General features: G+C 62.2%; 17 protein-coding genes and 1 pseudogene. 15 read left to right on the forward strand and 3 right to left on the reverse strand.

Going from position 1 to position 17,830, the window contains the following annotated elements:
• Positions 1–46 precede the first annotated feature (46 nt).
• On the forward strand, positions 47–664 hold the full coding sequence (locus tag QUV25_RS05920) for a sulfite oxidase heme-binding subunit YedZ (protein WP_300862308.1): 618 nt from the start codon (positions 47–49) through the stop codon (positions 662–664).
• Here QUV25_RS05920 and lysA read toward each other — a convergent pair.
• Both lysA and QUV25_RS18250 read right to left on the reverse strand, forming a co-directional pair.
• A complete protein-coding gene (lysA, locus tag QUV25_RS05925; protein WP_300862310.1) occupies positions 634–1,914 on the reverse strand; it encodes a diaminopimelate decarboxylase in 1,281 nt (426 codons plus the stop codon). The genes QUV25_RS05920 and lysA overlap by 31 nt on opposite strands.
• Before the next feature lie 55 nt (positions 1,915–1,969).
• Positions 1,970–2,194 carry a lipoprotein gene (locus tag QUV25_RS18250; protein WP_366945640.1) on the reverse strand — a complete coding sequence of 75 codons (225 nt, stop codon included), beginning with the start codon at positions 2,192–2,194 and terminating at the stop codon, positions 1,970–1,972.
• Between the two features lie 12 nt (positions 2,195–2,206).
• Here QUV25_RS18250 and cyaY point away from each other — a divergent pair, with 12 nt between their 5' ends.
• On the forward strand, positions 2,207–2,536 hold the full coding sequence (gene cyaY, locus QUV25_RS05930; RefSeq protein ID WP_300862312.1) for an iron donor protein CyaY: 330 nt from the start codon (positions 2,207–2,209) through the stop codon (positions 2,534–2,536).
• On the opposite strand, the gene QUV25_RS05935 is transcribed toward cyaY, so the two are convergent.
• Complete coding sequence (locus QUV25_RS05935; protein ID WP_300862314.1) at positions 2,526–4,946, reverse strand: penicillin-binding protein 1A; 2,421 nt, start codon at positions 4,944–4,946, stop codon at positions 2,526–2,528. The genes cyaY and QUV25_RS05935 overlap by 11 nt on opposite strands.
• A gap of 271 nt (positions 4,947–5,217) precedes the next feature.
• Between QUV25_RS05935 and QUV25_RS05940 the strand changes: the two genes are divergently transcribed.
• The 13 genes and pseudogenes from QUV25_RS05940 (at position 5,218) to QUV25_RS06000 (ending at position 17,806) form a co-directional block, all read left to right on the forward strand.
• A complete protein-coding gene (locus QUV25_RS05940; protein WP_300862316.1) occupies positions 5,218–6,297 on the forward strand; it encodes a pilus assembly protein PilM in 1,080 nt (359 codons plus the stop codon).
• A pseudogene (locus tag QUV25_RS05945) lies at positions 6,294–6,921 on the forward strand (PilN domain-containing protein). Before QUV25_RS05940 ends, QUV25_RS05945 begins: the two are co-directional and overlap by 4 nt.
• 17 nt (positions 6,922–6,938) lie before the next feature.
• Positions 6,939–7,616, forward strand: coding sequence for a type 4a pilus biogenesis protein PilO (locus QUV25_RS05950; protein ID WP_300862318.1), 678 nt, complete (start codon positions 6,939–6,941; stop codon positions 7,614–7,616).
• Entirely contained in the window at positions 7,613–8,167 is a 555-nt protein-coding gene (locus tag QUV25_RS05955) for a pilus assembly protein PilP (RefSeq protein ID WP_300862320.1), read from the forward strand. The genes QUV25_RS05950 and QUV25_RS05955 overlap by 4 nt, the downstream gene beginning before the upstream one ends.
• On the forward strand, positions 8,164–10,272 hold the full coding sequence (gene pilQ / locus QUV25_RS05960; RefSeq protein ID WP_300862322.1) for a type IV pilus secretin family protein: 2,109 nt from the start codon (positions 8,164–8,166) through the stop codon (positions 10,270–10,272). Before QUV25_RS05955 ends, pilQ begins: the two co-directional genes overlap by 4 nt.
• Positions 10,273–10,304: 32 nt before the next feature.
• Positions 10,305–10,742, forward strand: a complete 438-nt coding sequence (locus QUV25_RS05965; RefSeq protein ID WP_300862324.1) for a hypothetical protein — start codon at positions 10,305–10,307, stop codon at positions 10,740–10,742.
• Positions 10,743–10,784: 42 nt separating this feature from the next.
• The gene (locus QUV25_RS05970; RefSeq protein WP_300862327.1) at positions 10,785–11,333 is read left to right on the forward strand and encodes a shikimate kinase; all 549 of its coding nucleotides are present in this window, start codon (positions 10,785–10,787) and stop codon (positions 11,331–11,333) included.
• A gap of 174 nt (positions 11,334–11,507) precedes the next feature.
• Entirely contained in the window at positions 11,508–12,644 is a 1,137-nt protein-coding gene (gene aroB / locus QUV25_RS05975) for a 3-dehydroquinate synthase (RefSeq protein WP_300862329.1), read from the forward strand.
• Entirely contained in the window at positions 12,641–13,846 is a 1,206-nt protein-coding gene (locus tag QUV25_RS05980; protein WP_300862331.1) for a deoxyguanosinetriphosphate triphosphohydrolase, read from the forward strand. Before aroB ends, QUV25_RS05980 begins: the two co-directional genes overlap by 4 nt.
• Positions 13,847–13,851: 5 nt before the next feature.
• Positions 13,852–15,078 carry a CynX/NimT family MFS transporter gene (locus QUV25_RS05985; RefSeq protein WP_300862333.1) on the forward strand — a complete coding sequence of 409 codons (1,227 nt, stop codon included), beginning with the start codon at positions 13,852–13,854 and terminating at the stop codon, positions 15,076–15,078.
• Between the two features lie 39 nt (positions 15,079–15,117).
• The gene (locus QUV25_RS05990; RefSeq protein WP_300862334.1) at positions 15,118–15,597 is read left to right on the forward strand and encodes an HlyD family efflux transporter periplasmic adaptor subunit; all 480 of its coding nucleotides are present in this window, start codon (positions 15,118–15,120) and stop codon (positions 15,595–15,597) included.
• Position 15,598: 1 nt separating this feature from the next.
• Complete coding sequence (locus QUV25_RS05995; protein ID WP_300862336.1) at positions 15,599–16,948, forward strand: glycosyltransferase family 4 protein; 1,350 nt, start codon at positions 15,599–15,601, stop codon at positions 16,946–16,948.
• Positions 16,949–17,806, forward strand: a complete 858-nt coding sequence (locus QUV25_RS06000) for a hypothetical protein (RefSeq protein ID WP_300862338.1) — start codon at positions 16,949–16,951, stop codon at positions 17,804–17,806.
• Positions 17,807–17,830 lie beyond the last annotated feature (24 nt).

Here is a 17,830-nt window from a genome sequence, read left to right on the forward strand (position 1 = left end):
GCCAACAGTCCCGGGACAGGTCGCCGTTTCCTCGGCTCGTGCCTCCTTGAACCGCGGGTTGGGTCATTCGGTGGTCAAGCCGTTGCTGTTTCTGTTGTGCCTGTTGCCTGCGGCCTGGCTGCTCTGGGCAGCGGTGAACGACCAGCTCGGCGCCAACCCGGCCGAAGCGCTGATCCGTTCGCTGGGCGACTGGACCTTGAGGTTCCTGGTGGTGGTGCTGGCGGTGACCCCCCTGCGGGTGACCACGGGCCTGAGCGTGCTGGCGCGCTGGCGGCGCATGCTGGGGCTGTTTGTGTTTTTCTACGCGGGTCTTCACTTGCTGGCCTACGCGTGGTTTGACCAGGGTCTGGAGTTGGCTGCAGTGGTGGACGATGTGATCAAGCGTCCGTTCATCCTGGTGGGCATGCTGGCCTGGTGCTTGCTCCTGGTGCTGGCCAGTACCTCGTTCAACGCCGCCATCCGGGCCATCGGTGCCCGACGCTGGCAGCTGATTCACCGCGCGGTGTACCTCATCGCCGGCCTGGCGGTGCTGCACTTTTTCTGGATGCGCAGCGGCAAAAACGACTATGCCGAGGTCGCGGTCTACGCCGCCATGCTCGGCAGCTTGCTGGCCTGGCGGGTCTGGCGCCAGATTCAGGGAAGCAGGCTTTCCAAACGCATTTGATCGGCCGCGGTTTCACGCTGGCGGATCACGGTCACCTGTTCACCTTGCACCAGCAGTTCGGTCGCTCGGCCGCGCGTGTTGTAGTTGCTCGCCATGCTCATGCAGTAGGCACCGGCCGACAACACGGCCAGCAGGTCGCCGGCCTGCACGGCCAGCGCCCGATCTCGACCCAGCCAGTCCCCGCTTTCGCAGACTGGGCCGACCACATCCCAGGTCGTTGGCGCGCCTGGGCGTGGCGCGACCGGCACGATGCGGTGGAACGCTTCATACATGGCGGGGCGGGGCAGGTCGTTCATGGCCGCGTCCACGATCAGGAAATTCTTCTGTTCACCTGGCTTGAGGTACAGCACTTCGGTCACGCAGACACCGGCGTTGCCCACCAGCGAGCGCCCGGGTTCGAGCAGGATCTTGCGATCACCAAAACCGCGCGCATCAAGCTTGTGAAGCAACTGGGTCCACAGCTGTTGGGCAGGGGGCGGCGCGTCTGCGTTGTAGTCAATGCCCAGACCACCGCCAAAATCGATATGGGCAATGGCCACACCCGAAGTTTCGATGGCCTGCACCAGGTCAAGGACGCGATCCATCGCGTCCAGATAGGGCTCGGTTTGCGTGATTTGCGAGCCGATGTGGCAATCGATGCCCACCACGCGCAAGCCGCGGCATGTCGCTGCGTGCTGGTAGGTGGCCACCACGTCTTCGTGGGCGATGCCGAATTTGTTGCCCTTGAGTCCGGTGGAGATGTAGGGATGGGTCTTGGCGTCCACATTGGGATTCACGCGAATGCTCACCGGCGCGCGCTGGCCTACCTCCTGTGCCACGGCGTCCAGCACATCAAGCTCGGCCCGGCTTTCGACGTTGAAACATCCAATGCCCACCGCCAGCGCCCGGCGCATCTCGGCGCGGGTCTTGCCGACACCTGAAAAAATGATGCGCTCCGGGGTGACCCCTGCCGCCAAAGCCCTCTCCAGCTCCCCACCCGACACGATGTCCAGGCCACAGCCGGCACGCACCAGGCTCTGCAGGATGCCCAGCGTGGAGTTGGCCTTCATGGCGTAGCAGATCAGGTGTTCGCGCCCGGCGAGCGCACGTTGGTAGCCGCCCAGGGCGTCCAGCATCGCGGCTTGGCTGTACACAAATAGGGGTGTGCCGTGCTCGCGTGCCAGCGCCTCCAAAGAACGCTGCTCCACGCCGAGTTGTCCATCCAGGTAGTGGATGTGAGGAGGGAGTGAGTGGGAAGACGCGGTTTTCATGGACGAAGAAAGGGTGACTGCAGTGCCGACTTTGCAGGCCGAGATGACCGCCGATTCAGCGGGCGGGTTTGACGGGGACGGAGCTGTCAGCAGGCCCGACGGCTGCAGGTGGTGGCGCGGGCTTGGCGGCCTGCGCAGTCGAACTGGGCGCCAGGAACAAAGGGCCCTTCTGACCGCATGCGGCGAGCAGCAACCCGGTCACCAGCAGGGCGGCACGCACTGGCGATCGGGTCGCAGGACGAGCAGCGCCTAGAATTTGTGAAGCACATCGCCTGAACATCCCCAGATTGTAATGACCGACCTAGAGTATCTTGACCATGCCGAACGGCTGCTGCGCGCGGTGGAGCTCGGCTGTGATCGCATCAACGACACCACCGACGCGGACATCGACAATCAACGCACGGGCGGCATGGTGACGCTCAGCTTTGCCAGCGGAAGTCAGATCATCATCAACCTGCAAAAGCCTTTGCAGGAAGTCTGGATGGCGGCGCGCGCCGGCGGATTCCACTACCGCTTCGACGGCCAGCAGTGGATGGACACCAAAGGACTGGGCGAGTTTTTTGAGCAGCTGTCGCAAAGCGCCAGCGAACAGTCAGGCCTGACGCTGCGCTTCAGTTCCTGAACAGGTCGAGGATGCCGCGGCGCACATCCGAGGGGATGGGTACCGGCAGTGGTTCGTCGCCTTCGGTGCCCGGCACGCCGACATCGGGCATGCCCGGCCAGGGGTCGTCAAGCCCGAGGCCCCGCACGCCGCGGCCAGGTCCGTACTCTTCGTAGTACCATTCGCCGCCCACGTTGATCACCGCTGCCGGCGGCTCGTACTGGGCGACGGGCACCCCATTCAAAGCCTGTTTCATGTAGTCGATCCAGATTGGCAGGCTGAGCCCACCACCGGTCTCCCGGCTGCCCAGGTTGCGAGGCGTGTCATAGCCAACCCAGGCCGCTGCGACGAGCGTGGGCTGGTAGCCCACAAACCAGGCATCGACCGAATCGTTGGTGGTGCCGGTTTTGCCATACAGATCGGGACGTTTGAGCGTGGCCTGCGCGCGCGCCGCTGTTCCGGAGCGGGTGATCTCCTGCAACAGGCTGTTCATGATGAAGGCATTGCGCGGCTCGATAACCCGCTGGTCTTCGTTAGGGCCGCTCGATTCGTCTGCAAAGATGACGCGCCCCTTGTTGTCGGTGACCTTCGTGATCAGTGTTGGACTGACTCTGTAACCGCCATTGGCGAACACTGCGTAGCCTGCAGCCATCTGCAACGGTGTGACCGACCCTGCACCCAGGGCCATGGTCAGGTAGGGGGGGTGTCGCTCTGCGTCAAAGCCAAACCGGGTCACCCACTCCTGTGCGCTCTGGGTCCCCACCAGCTGAAGCACCCGGATAGACACCATGTTCTTGGATTTGGCCAAGGCGCGGCGTACCGACATCGGTCCATCAAATTTACCGTCGTAGTTCTTCGGTTCCCAGGGTTTGCCACCGGTTTCACCCGCGCTGTAAAACAGCGGCGCATCGTTGACCACCGTCATCGGAGACAAGCCCTTTTCCAGCGCCGCCGAGTAGATGAAGGGCTTGAAACTGGAGCCGGGCTGACGCCAGGCCTGGGTGACGTGGTTGAACTTGTTTTTCTGGAAGTCGAAGCCACCCACCAGTGCGCGCACTGCGCCCGATTTGGGGTCCATGGCGACGAAAGCAGCTTCGACTTCCGGTAGCTGGGTGATACGCCAGTCCTTGTCGCTCACCTTGATGACCCGTATCACCGCGCCGGGACGGATCTTGACATTGGGTCCAGCCTTGTCGGAGAGCCCCGACTGCACGGCACGAAGACCCTCACCCATGATCTCGAACGGCACGCCATCCTGGCGCACAGCGACCACCTTGCGAGCACTGGCCTCCAGCACCACGGCCGACATGAGATCGTCGTTGTCAGGTCGTTCGTTGAGCGCGTCGTCGATTGCTTCATCGCGGGCAGCCGGGTCGGTGGGCAGCGTCACAAACAACTCAGGTCCGCGGTAGAACTGGCGGCGTTCGAAGTCCAGCACGCCGTTGCGCAGGGCTCGGTAAGCGGCGCGCTGGTCTTCCGATCGCAGGCTGGTGGTGACGATCAGCCCCCTTGTGTAGGCCTCATCCCCGTACTGCGCCACGATGGCCTGGCGCACCATTTCGGCGGCAAACTCGGCATGAACCCGGATCTGCGACCCAGCCGAGCGCAGGCTGAGCTTTTCACCTCGTGCCTGCTCTGCCTCGATCTCTGTGATGAAGCCGTTTTCCACCATGCGGTCGATGATGTGCAGCTGGCGAATGCGAGCCCGTTTCGGGTTGCTGATCGGGTTATAGGCCGATGGTGCTTTGGGCAAGCCGGCCAGCATCGCCGCCTCGGCAATCGTTACGTCTTTGAGTGGTTTGCCGAAATAGGTTTGTGATGCCGTGGAAAAGCCGTAAGCCCGCTGACCCAGAAAGATCTGGTTCATGTAGATTTCCAGGATCTGTTCCTTGGTCAGCAAGTGTTCCAGCTTGAATGTCAGCAGCACCTCGTAGATCTTGCGCGTGTAGCTCTTCTCCGCCGAAAGGTACACGTTGCGAGCCACCTGCATGGTGATGGTCGAGGCGCCCTGGCTCTTGGCACGCCCCAAATTGGCCAGCGCGGCACGCATCATGCCGCGATAGTCCACCCCGCTGTGCTCAAAGAACCGGGCGTCTTCGATGGCGAGCACGGCGTTTTTCATCACGTCCGGAATTTCACCGATCGTCAGCAGGTTGCGACGCTCTTCGCCAAATTCGCCCATGAGTTGCCCGTCGGCCGTGAGCACCCGCAGCGGGAGCTTGGGCCGGTAGTCGGCCAGGTCGGCCACGTCGGGCAGGTTGGGGTAGGCAACCGCCAGTGCGATGCCTACGGCGATCAGGATCCCCGCCACGCCCGCCACCGCCAGTCCGACCAGGCCGACCGCAAGGCGACCCACCCACACCACCAGGGAACGGGCCGCAGATACTGCTTTCGCGGGAGGGTCGGGCTTTCGTTCGTTTTCTTTGGGCATGCGAGTGATGGTCGGGCAGAACGCAGATTATAAAAAGCGCCGCTGTTGCGCGGATGCCAGTGGTCGCTTGCTGAATTGCACGAGTTGTGGATTTCTTGTCGTGCGGGGCCGCTGAATGCGTTGCAGACCGAAAAAATTGCGTATGCTTTTGACAACGTTTCGAGATGTCGCAAAGGCAAAAAATCTTTGCTGCACAAGGGGCTTACTGCTAGCATTCAAGTGATTTCTTAAGTTTGGTGCCCGCTGGCACCATCATTTTCTGGGGCTTGCCTTGATCTCATTGGGGTCCTTATTCAGCCGTGAACCGGCACCGTTGTTGGGCATAGACGTCAGTTCTTCCAGCGTCAAGCTGGTCGAATTGGGACGCAACAGCTCGGGTGATCTCGTTTTGCAGCGCTGCGCGATCGAGCCGCTGGAGCGGGGCTGGATCACCGACGGCAATATCGAAAAGTTCGATGAGGTGGCCGAGGCGGTGCGCCGCGTGGTGCGCAAGAGCGGCAGCAAGACCAAAAACGTCGCCTTGGCACTGCCGACCTCGGCGGTGATCACCAAGAAGATCATCCTGCCGGGCGGACTTTCGGACAAAGAGCTGGAAGCCCAGGTGGAGTCCGAAGCCAACCAGTACATTCCATTTTCGCTGGACGAAGTGAGTCTTGACTTCTGTGTCGTCGGACCCAGCGCCAACTCGGTGGGCGATGTGGAGGTGTTGATCGCCGCCTCGCGCAAGGAAAAAGTGTCTGATCGGCAGGGTCTGGCTGAAGCGGCTGGCCTCAAGCCGGTGGTGATGGACGTTGAGTCCTACGCGTCGCGCATGGCGGCTGGACGTGTGATTGAAACCTTGCCCAACGAGGGCATTGATTCCTTGGTGGCCTTGTTCGAAGTGGGCGCACTCACCACCAGCCTTCAGGTGATGCGCAACGACGAGGTGCTTTATGAGCGGGACCAAGCCTTCGGTGGCGCCCAGCTCACGCAGCTCATCGTGCGGCAGTATGGCTTTTCGGCCGACGAAGCCGAGGCCAAAAAGCGCTCGGGCGACCTTCCAGACGACTACAAGACAGCCGTGCTCGACCCGTTCATTGAATCGATGTCGCAGGAAGTGGGTCGTGCGCTGCAGTTCTTCTTCACCAGCACGCCTTTCAACAAAGTGGACCATATCCTGCTGGCCGGTGGCAGTGCGGCATTGCCCGGTCTGACCGACGCAGTCACACAGCAAACCTCGTTTGCCTGCATGGTGATCAACCCGTTTGACGCGATGGAAATGGCATCGACCGTTCACGCGAGAAAGATCGCGCGGGAAGCGCCTTCATATCTCACGTCAACGGGCCTGGCGCTGCGGAGGTTCCACCAATGATTTTGATCAACCTTTTGCCGCACCGAGAGGCGGCGCGCAAGAAGCAAAAAGAACAGTTTTTCACCCAGCTGGGTCTTTCTGCGCTGCTGGGCGGCATTGTCTGCGGCGCGGTGTTCACCTGGTACCAGGGGCAGATCTCTTCCCAGCAGGCGCGCAACAGTTTTCTGCAGGGCGAAATCACCAAGCTCGAAAACGAAATCAAGGACATCAACTCCTTGCAGGCTGAAATTGCCTCGTTGCGAGCCCGTCAGACGGCGGTTGAGGACCTTCAGGGGGATCGCAATCTGCCCCGTCCACATGTTGGACGAACTCGTGAAGCAACTCCCCGACGGCATCTATCTGCGCACCATGAAGCAGGAGAATCAGAGCGTTCTGTTGACAGGAACAGCGCAATCTCAGGAGCGCGTGTCCGAACTGCTGCGCAATCTGGCCAACAACAGCCCCTGGCTGACGCGACCTGAGCTGGTCGAGATTGTTTCTGCCAGTGTTTCGGTGTCCAACCGAGAGCAGCGTCGGGTTTCGAATTTCACCATCCGTGCCACGCTCACGCGGCCGACGGCAGCAAACACCGCTGCTGACGGTACCGGAACGGTCGCCCCCGCGGCCGTGCCCGGAAAAGTCTGACAAGGTAACGTCTCACCATGGCCACCATGCCCGCCGTCAACCTGGACTTCAAGCAAATCCAGTCCAAGCTCCAGAGCCAGTTTTCAGGTCTGGACCCCAACGATCCTTCTCAGTGGCCTGGCTTGCCACGCAACCTGCTGTACCTCGCGGTCTGCGCGGCGGTGATTGCAGGTTTGTGGTTCGCCTGGCTGAAGTCATCTGACGAGGAGCTGATCGCCGAAAAAGCCAGGGAAGTGCAGCTGCGCGAGGACTACCGCAAGAAGCTGGTGCAGGCCGTCAACCTGGACGCTCTGAAGAAGCAGCTGGAACAGGTCAAGCAATACGTGTCTCAGCTGGAGAAGCAATTGCCCAGCAAAGCCGAAATGGATGCGCTGCTGTCCGATATCAACCAGGCTGGCCTTGGGCGCAGTTTGCAGTTTGAGCTCTTCCGGCCAGGGCAGGTGTTGGTCAAGGAGTACTACGCGGAGCTGCCGATAGCGATCAAGGTTACCGGTACCTACCACGACATGGGTTTGTTCGCGGCCGACATCGCCAATCTGTCGCGAATCGTCACCTTGAACAACCTTTCTCTGACGCCTGTGCAAGGGCGTGAAGGTGTGCTCACCATGGACGGCACGGCCAAGACTTTCCGATACCTTGATCTGGACGAAGTGGCTGCCCAGCAAAAGACGAAACCGGCTGGAGCAAAGCCATGAAGCAGCTCCCAAATCTTGTCCTCGGGCTGGTTCTGACGGTAGTCGCCACATTGGCTGGCTGCACCTCATCTGGCGAAGACGAATTGCAGCAGTGGATGCAGACCGAGCGCAACAGCATCAGGCCGCAGGTTGCGCCCATTCCCGAGCCCAGCAAATTCGAACCCCAGGCTTACCTCAGCGAGCGGATCACCGAGCCTTTCAGCAGCGAAAAACTGGCCAGTGTCATGCGCGGCAGTCTGGCCGCCACCGTCATCAATTCGGCCTTGCTTGAGCCTGAACTCAATCGTCGCAAGCAGCCTCTTGAAGCCTATCCGCTGGACACCATGCGAATGGTAGGCAGTCTGATGCGAGAGGGTCAGTTGGTTGCACTGGTGAAGGTGGACAACCTGCTGTATCAGGTGCGCTCCGGCAGTTACCTGGGACAAAATTACGGCCGGGTGAACCGCATCACCGAGACCGACATCACCTTGCGAGAAATCGTGCAGGACCCATCGGGAGAATGGACCGAAAGGCCGGCTGCGCTGCAGCTACAAGAGGACGCTTCGAAATGATCAAACATAACAAGGCCAATGGCTCGAATTCCATGCTTCACATCATCGGGCAATCATTGCTTGCATCGGGGCTGCTGTTGGCGTCGGCTTGGGCTCAGGCCCAGAATGCCATCCAGTCCGTGACCGGAGGTTTGCAGGGTGGCGTGGAAGTCATTCGCATCGAAACGTCTGAACCGTTGCCTGCTGTGCCCACCGGTTTCACCATCCAGGCGCCGGCTCGCATTGCGCTCGATTTTCCTGGTGTGGTGAACAACGTTGGCCGCAACGCCGTCGAAATCAATCAAGGCAATCTCCGTTCGGCCAACGTGGTGCAAGCGGGGGATAGAACCCGCGTGGTGATCAATCTCAAGCAAGCTGCGTCGTACCAGGCCAGAACCGAGGGCAAGGTCTTGATCGTGGTACTGGACCGCACCGAGGCCGTTGCGCAAACCCAGGCAACACCGTCTGCCTTCGCTGAAAGCCGCAACCGCGACGTCGCGGCGCTGCGCGACATCGATTTCCGCATGGGCTCTGGCAACACCGGTCGTGTGGTGGTGGAGCTGGCGAACAACCAGGTGGGCGTCGATATCCGCCAACAGGGTCAGGGCTTGGTGGTGGAATTCTTGAAGACCTCTTTGCCCGAGGGTCTGCGGCGCCGACTGGACGTCACCGATTTCGGCACGCCCGTGCAAACGATCGAAACCTCCCAAAGCGGAGATCGGGTGCGCATGTTGATCACGCCCAAAGGCAACTGGGAGCATTCCGCCTACCAAAGCGACAACCAGTTTGTACTGGAAGTGCGCGAGCGCGTGATCGATCCCAACAAACTGTCGCAAGGCGTAGGCTTCACCGGTGAGAAGCTTTCGTTGAACTTCCAGAACATCGAAGTGCGCTCGCTGTTGCAGGTGATTGCAGACTTCACCAACTTCAACGTGGTGACCTCCGACTCGGTCACGGGGGCTGTCACGCTTCGGCTGAAAGATGTGCCCTGGGATCAAGCGCTGGACATCATTTTGCAGGCCAAGGGCTTGGGTGTTCGCAAGAGCGGCAACGTGCTGTGGATTGCGCCTCGCGATGAAATCTCGGCTCGCGAAAAGCAGGAGCTGGAGTCCAAAGCCTCCATCGAGAGCCTGGAGTCTGTGCGTACGCAGGGCTTCCAGATGAACTACGCCAAGGCGGCTGACATTGCGGCGCAGTTGACCTCGAGTGCGGGAGGGTCGGGTTCGGGTGGGGCCAATGCCCGCATCCTGTCGAGCCGCGGTAGCGTAATCTCCGAGCCTCGCACCAACCAGCTGTTTGTCACCGACATTCCATCCAAGCTGGAGCAAGTGCAGGAGCTGATCGCCAAGCTGGATATCCCGATCCGGCAGGTGCTCATTGAAGCCCGTATCGTGGAAGCCGATGATCGCTTTGGCCGATCGCTCGGAGTGCGCTTGGGCGGAGGCAATGGAAACATCGGAGGCGGGGACGGCCGAATCGGTTATGGTGCGTCCTACAGCGCTACAGGAGGAAACCTTGGTTCCGGTAGCCTGCTCAATCTGCCGTCGAGTGGCGCCGGCGGTTTTGCGCCTGCAGCCTTTGCTCTTTCCTTGTTTGACAGGACCAATACCAACCGTTTTCTGAGCCTGGAGCTCTCCGCGCTGGAGGCCGATGGCCGAGGCAAGATCGTTTCCAGCCCTCGAGTGGTCACCGCCGATCAGGTGAAGGCTTCCATTGAGCAAGGTACCGAGTTTCCGTTCCAGCAGGCAACCTCCAGCGGCGCGACAGCGGTGGCCTTCCGCAAGGCCTCGCTGAAGCTGGAAGTTACGCCGCAGATCACGCCCGAGGGCAACATCATCCTGGACCTGAACGTGACCAAGGACAGCAGAGGTGAGACCACGGCCCAGGGTATTGCCATCAATACCAAGCAGGTTCAGACCCAAGTGCTGGTAGAAAACGGAGGAACAGTGGTCATCGGTGGCATCTTTGAATTGATCGAGTCACAAGATGTGGCCAAAGTACCCGTCTTGGGAGATATCCCGTTTTTGGGTAATCTGTTTAAAAACACCAACCGAGTGTCCAACAAGTCAGAAACGCTGATCTTCATCACGCCCCGCGTGATCACCGATCGCGGTATCTCACGGTAACTTTCACTGTTGACTCTAATTCTGATCAAGCCATGAAACGTTTCAAGAAAACTCTGGTTGCTTTGTCGATGCTGTCCTTGCTGGGGGCATGTGGTGGCGGCGACGAGGACATTGGCAATGCCATCGCACTCAATGTGAATCCCACGGGCTTTACTCACTTGATAGCTACATGCCCGGCCGGTGGGGTGACCAACGGCCTCTCTATCCACATCATCAATGGCGGTTTCGGTCCGTTTCGCGTAAAGGCCACAGTTACTGGATTGACCGTTGGCTTTGCGAATGGAAATGTGTTTGTCCCGCCAACGGCATCCCAGATCAACTCGGAGGGCTTCATGTTGGTTGACGGGCAGGATCCGAGTTTTGCGGTGAATGCCAATTTGGCTTGTGGCAGTGATGTAGGTGTTGTTGTCTTGGACAGCAGGTCAAATAGTGTCACCATTAATATAAAGGTTGATGCACCAGCTGAATAAGGAGAGTCGCCACGCCGCCGTTGTGTCAAACGGCTCAATTGAGTGACGCTCAGCCTCATCGGCCTTCCAGGATCCGGGAAATCTACCGTCGGGCGCCAGTTAGCGCGACGGCTGGGGCTTCCATTTCTGGATTCGGACCACGTGATCGAGCAACGCCTGGGCTGCTCGATCCGTGAGTATTTCGAGCATGCTGGGGAAGAGCGCTTTCGTGACATCGAGTCTAGCGTGCTGGATGAAATCACCCAGGCTGATGCAGCGGTGATCTCGACAGGCGGGGGTTCGGTATTGCGGCCCGAAAACAGGAAGCGACTGCGCGAGCGGGGGCAGGTGGTTTACCTTCGGTCCACTCCCGAAGAACTGTTCCGACGTTTGCGCCATGATCGAAAGCGCCCGCTGCTGCAGGTAGAAGATCCCTTGCAGCGCCTGCGCGATCTTTTCGAGGAACGCGATCCCCTGTACCGAGAAACCGCGCACTTTGTGATTGAAACAGGTCGCCCTTCGGTGGCCACCTTGGTCAACATGATCGTGATGCAGCTCGAACTGGCCGGGGTTGTTTCCTCCTCTCAACCACCGGCATTGCCCAAAGTCTGATTGCCCGTTCGGGCATTGCGCTCGACGCGCCGTCGAACCCATGCTGCCCGGATCGGGGGACTGCTTGGTGCGTCTCGCTGGAGCATGCCTGGCCAGAGCCACCGCAAGCGCGATCGCGCACTGCAGCAAATGGCAGCAGAGTCCATCGCATGGCGCTGCCCTAAACTTGGAGGGATGACGCCTCAACCCATTCCCGCCGCAGTGGCTGCCGGACCGCAACAGGTCGACATCGATCTGGCCGACCGCAGCTATCCCATCCTCATCGGAACTGGGCTGCTGGATGCCGACACCAGCTACGCTGGCCTTCCCATCGCCACCACCGCCCTCATCGTCACCAACTCCACGGTTGCTCCACTGTATGCGCAGCGCCTGCACGCGGCGCTGGCCTCGCGCTATGCGCGCGTCTACACCGCAGAGCTTCAGGATGGAGAGGCCTTCAAGACATGGCAAAGCCTCAACCAGATCTTTGACACACTGCTCACGCACGCCTGTGACCGCAAGACAGTGCTGTTTGCGCTTGGCGGCGGTGTTGTCGGCGACATGACAGGCTTTGCGGCCGCCAGCTACATGCGCGGTGTACCGTTTGTGCAGGTGCCCACCACCTTGCTGGCGCAGGTGGATTCTTCGGTAGGTGGCAAGACGGCCATCAACCACCCGTTGGGCAAAAACATGATCGGCGCGTTCTACCAGCCCCTGCGCGTGATCTGCGATCTCGACACTCTCAAGACGCTGCCATCGCGCGAACTGAGCGCTGGCCTGGCCGAAGTGATCAAGTACGGTCCCATCGCCGATATGGCGTTCTTCGAGTGGATCGAATCGCACCTCGATGACCTGCTGGCACAAGATCCGGCTGCCATGGCCTACGCCGTGCGGCGCAGTTGCGAGATCAAGGCCTGGGTGGTCGGGCAGGACGAACGCGAGTCCGGCTTGCGCGCCATTCTCAACTTCGGACATACCTTTGGGCACGCCATTGAAGCCGGCCTGGGCTACGGTCAGTGGCTGCATGGCGAAGCCGTGGGCTGCGGTCTGGTGATGGCTGCACGCTTGTCCTGTGAACTGGGTCTTGTCGACGCGGCTTTTGTCGAACGGCTGACGTCGCTGGTGCGCCGCGCTGGTTTACCGGTGGTGGCGCCGTCGCTGGACCCGCACGACAACGCGGCTCGCTACCTTTCCCTGATGTGCGTGGACAAAAAAGCCGAGGCGGGCGAGATCAAGTTTGTGCTGATCGACGGTCCGGGTCTGGCCACGGTGCGCAGCGCCCCCGATGCTTTGGTGGCGAAGGTGATCGACGCCAGCTGCATCCCGGCATGAATGCCACCCTTGAGGCCGGCTCGACAGGCCTCGCCCCATACGCCAGCGACCCCGCCCGCAGCCGCGGCCGACGCTTCCCCCAGCCCGAGGCCCCCACACGCACCGCATATCAGCGCGACCGCGACCGCGTCATCCACTCCACCGCCTTTCGCCGCCTGGTCTACAAAACCCAGGTGTTCCTGAACCACGAAGGCGATCTGTTTCGCACCCGCCTCACCCACTCGCTGGAAGTGGCGCAGCTCGGCCGCAGCATCGCCCGATCGCTGCAGCTCAATGAAGACCTGGTGGAAGCCATCGCGCTCGCTCACGACCTGGGGCACACACCGTTTGGACACGCCGGGCAAGATGCTTTACACGAGAGTCTGCGCTCACTCTCAGGACCAAGCCAAGCTGAGCAGGAAGCACCCGGCTGGGGCTTCGAACACAACCTGCAAAGCCTGCGCGTGGTCGACCATCTGGAAGAGCGCTACCCCACCTTTGACGGCCTCAACCTCTGCTTCGAAACCCGTGAAGGCATCCTGAAGCACTGCTCGCGCGCCAACGCCCAGCGCTTGGAAGCCGCTGAGCCCGGTGGCGTGGCAGCGCGCTTCCTCACCGGCGGCTCGCCCTCGCTCGAAGCCCAACTCTGCAACCTGGCCGACGAGATCGCCTACAACGCGCACGACATCGACGACGGTGTGCGCTCCGGCCTGCTCAGCCTGGAGCAGGTGGCCGAGGTGCCCCTGTTCGACCGCTTTCGCTGCCAGGCCCTGGCCGAGCACCCCACGCTCGAAGGCCGCCGCCTGCTGTTCGAGTCCATCCGCCTCATGCTCAGCGAGCAGGTGTACGACGTCATCCGAACCACCGCAGAGGCCATCCAAAGCGCGGAGCTCGACAGCCCCGAGGCCGTGCGTCAGCGTCCGCCGCTGGTGGCGTTCTCGCCCGCCATGCGCGCCGAAAGCCAGGTGCTCAAGAGCTTCTTGTTGCGCAACCTCTACCGCCACCCGCAGGTGATGGAAACCACCGAACGCGCGCGCCGCGTGGTGAGCGAGCTGTTCACCCGCTACCTGGAAGACCCGGCCCAGCTGCCCGAGTCCCACGCCCGCCCGGAGGGATCGCTGCAGCAGCGCGCCCGCGCCGTGGCCGACTACATCGCCGGCATGACCGACCGCTTCGCCATCCGCGAACACGAGCGTTTGTTGGGTCAGGTGCTGTTTCCCTGAGCCGCATGTCTGCCAGCCCGCCCGCGCCGCCCGACGCCTCCGCCCGCGCCGCGCAGCAACTGGCCTGGCTCGTGCTGGGCGTGGGCATCACCGCCGCGCTGCACATCGGCAAACTGCCGGTGGCCATTCCGGCGCTGCAGGCCGCGCTGGGCCTGAGCCTGATTCAGGCCGGCTTTCTGCTTTCGCTGGTGCAGCTCGCCGGCATGACGCTGGGCCTGTTTGTCGGCCTGCTGGCCGACCGCGTGGGGCCTCGGCGCGTCATGCAAGTGGGCCTGCTGCTGCTGGCCGCGGGCAGCGCGCTGGGGGCGCTCGCGCCCAGTGTGACGGGCTTGCTCGCCTCGCGCGTGGTGGAGGGCCTGGGCTTTCTGCTCACCGTGTTGCCCGCGCCCGGGCTGCTGCGCCAGCGCGTGCTGCACCCGCCCACTCTGTCGCGCGCCCTCGGCTGGTGGGGTGCCTACATGCCGGTCGGCACGTCGCTCGCGCTCCTGCTCGGCGCCGCGCTCATTGGCGCGGTGGGTTGGCGCGGTACCTGGCTGGTGCTCAGCGCGCTGGCTCTGCTGGCCTGTGTCGTGTTCAGCTGGCGCGTGCCACCGCCCGCCGCGCTGGCCGTGCCCGGCGGCGTGGCCGCGCTCGGCCCGCGCCTGCGCCGCACCTTGAGCGCGCCCGGGCCCTGGCTGGTGGGCACCGCCTTTCTGTTGTATTCCGGCCAATGGCTCGCCGTCATCGGCTTCCTGCCCACGCTCTACCACCAGGTCGGCGTGAGCGGCACCGCGCTGGGGGCGCTCACCGCCCTGGCCGCCGGCGTCAACCTGCTGGGTAACGTGGGCGCCGGCCGCCTGCTGGCCAATGGCGCCCAGCCGGGCAGGGTGCTGCGAATGGCTTATGTGAGCATGGCTCTCGGCGCTGCGCTGGCCTTCGGCGGCGTGGGGCCAGTCTGGTTGCAATACGCGGCCGTGCTGTTGTTCTCCGCCGTGGGTGGCCTCATTCCCGGCACCCTGTTTGGCGTGGCCGTGCATCTCGCGCCCGATGCCGACACCGTCTCCACCACCGTGGGCTGGATGCAGCAACTGTCTGCTTTGGGCCAGTTCATCGGCCCGCCGCTGGTGGCCTGGCTGGCGTTGCGCGTGGGAGGCTGGGAATGGACCTGGGTGGTCACCGGCGGCTGTTCACTGCTGGGCCTTTGGGTGGCGCTTCGGCTGCAGCGCGAGTGGGTGCATTTGCGAGCAGGGTGACAAGGTCAGTCCGTGCGCAGTCGGCCCACAATCGCGCACATGCGATTGACCAGCCGCCTCACCCAGCTCACCGCCCCGGTGGACGGCGTCATCCAGCAGCTCGCCATCCACTCCGTGGGCGGCGTGGTCACCAGCGCCCAGCCGCTCATGGTGGTGGTGCCCGACGCCACCGAACTCACCGCCGAAGTGCGCGTGGCCAATCAAGACATCGGCTTCGTCAACCCCAGCCAGATCGCCAGCGTGAAGCTGGAAACCTTCCCCTACACCAGGTACGGCACCGTGGACGCCCAGGTCAAGCTCGTCACCGCCGACGCCGTGACCGATGACAAAACAGGCCAGTCCCACTACCCCACGCTGCTCACCCTCTCGCGCAAGACCATGGATGTGGACGGCAAGACCGTGCCCATTAGCCCGGGCATGAACATCACCGCCGAGATCAAGACCGGGCAGCGCAGAGTCATCGAATTCCTGCTCAGTCCGGTGCAGCGGGCGGGGTCCGAGAGTTTGCGGGAGCGATGACATGAACGCGACCCAAAGCCCGAACGCAATGAGCAAACGCCGCATCCTGGTCATCCACCAGAACTTTCCTGGCCAGTTCCGCCATGTACTCACCGCCCTGCAGGGCCGGGCCGACGTAGAGGTGATCGGCATCGGGCGCGAAGGCGCGCCCGGCATGCCCGGTGTGCAATGGCTGCGCTACAAAACCCACCGCAGCGCAGCCAAAGAAACCCACCCCTACTGCCGCAGCTTCGAAAACGCCGTGCTGCACGGCCAGGCCGTGTGCCGCCTGCTCATGCAGCTAAAAGACCAAGGCTTTGTGCCCGACGTGGTGCTGGCCCACCCCGGCTGGGGCGAAACCCTGTACCTGCGGGAAGTCTTTCCGCAAACAAAGCTCATCCACCTGTGCGAATGGTTCTACGACGCCAACGGCCCCGACATGGGCTTTGACCCGGAATTCCCCGCAGCGCTCGACGACCGGCTGCGCGTGAGCACCTGGCGCGCCCACCACCTGCTGGCCCTGGAACAGTGCGACGTGGCCATTGCCCCCACCCAGTGGCAAAAGAGCCAGTTCCCCGCCACCTACCAGCCCAAGATCCAGGTGCTGCACGAAGGCATTGCCACCGACGTGCTCGGCTCCGACCCGCAAGCCCAGCTCACCCTGCCCAACGGCCAGGTGCTCACAGCGGGCGACCCGGTGGTCACCTACGTGGCCCGCAACCTGGAGCCGTACCGGGGTTTCCATGTCTTCATGCGTTGCCTGCCGGCCCTGCTGGCGGCCCACCCCCATTGCCAGGTGCTCATCGTCGGCGGAGACGAGGTCAGCTACGGCCGACCACCGAAGAACGCCAAGAGCTGGCGCGAAGCCCTGCTGCGCGAAGTGAACATCGACACCAGCAGAGAGACGGGGCGGGTGCACTTCCTGGGCAAGCTGAGCCATGCGCATTACCGTCGTGTGCTGCAGATCTCGGCGGTGCATGTGTACCTCACCTATCCCTTCGTGCTCTCCTGGTCCCTGCTCGAAGCCCTGGCCAGCGGTTGCGCGGTGGTGGCTTCAGACACTGCGCCGGTGCGGGAAGTGATCCAGCATGGGGAGAACGGGTTGTTGGTGGACTTCTTTGATGGGGCGCGGCTGTTGGACGCAGTGGGCAAGGTCCTGAACGATCCGTCTGGCCTGCAGGCCATGCGGCGGGCGGCGGTGGAATCGGTCAAGAAGAGATTTGCACAGCGGCTCGGTACGGCGGGGTATTGGGGTGTGCTGGACGTGAACACTTCAAGGGCAGTGTCTGAGCCCATCTCAGATGCATTGCAAGTCGGTGGGATGCTCACCGCAAAGGGCAAACCCGTTTCTCCATCAGTTTCTTCAGGTTGAATGTTCATGACGTACAGAACTCGAATGCACACTCGCTTCTCTGTCCTCGCATCTGTTTGTGCTGTCGTGCTCGTCGGTTGCAAACCCGCCAGCCAAGACACAGACAAACGCCTGGCCGACTACCAGGCGCGCCTGCAAGCCTGCGTGGACTCGATGGAGAACAAGACTCGCATTCCCATCATGGGCGGCGGCGAAATCGACACCTCGCGCTTTGCCTTCAACGTGCCGCACATGAACGTCACCGATGAAGGCGAGTGCGGCGCAGTGGGTTTTGAGGCGGAGTTCTATTGGACCGGCGAGAAGATCGTGCCCAACGCGCCCAAGTTCACCAGTCTGCACCCGACCCAGATACCGCCTGAGTGGCGGCGGTTGGGGGTTGGTGCCAGCCTGGGTAACCGGCGCCTGGGCAACCAGTGCAAAGAGCAGTTCGACCCGCAGAAATGCCCCGACCCAAACCGCAAGCCATCGGGGCCGCCGCCGACCTGGCCGGAGAACCTGACCGTTCGGCCCAAGGCTTATCCGGGGTTGGAGATGCGGCTGCAGCCCGTCCGAGACCCGAGGCCCACAGGTGTCACCTTCTTTATGACCGATTGGCCCCGAAGAGATGGGGTCACGCCCAGGACTGTCATCTGCTCTCCGCACGAGGTTGACTTCCCGATTCACAAGATGACCATCGCAGAACTGGAGCAACTGGACTTTGGCAAGCGCACGCTCCCGTGTGACGTCGGATACGGCAGTTTTGACTTCAAGGGTGGTGGCGCGCGCATCAGCACGGGAACCGAGGCCCTTCGCGACATCGTGCCCGCCCTCAAAGCCCTTCAACAGTATTTGTCCGATTCCATCATCAAGGAGGATTGATCATGAGCTACACCTTCACTGGGT

It is taken from the genome of Hydrogenophaga sp., from assembly GCF_030373245.1.
GTDB lineage: Bacteria > Pseudomonadota > Gammaproteobacteria > Burkholderiales > Burkholderiaceae_C > Hydrogenophaga.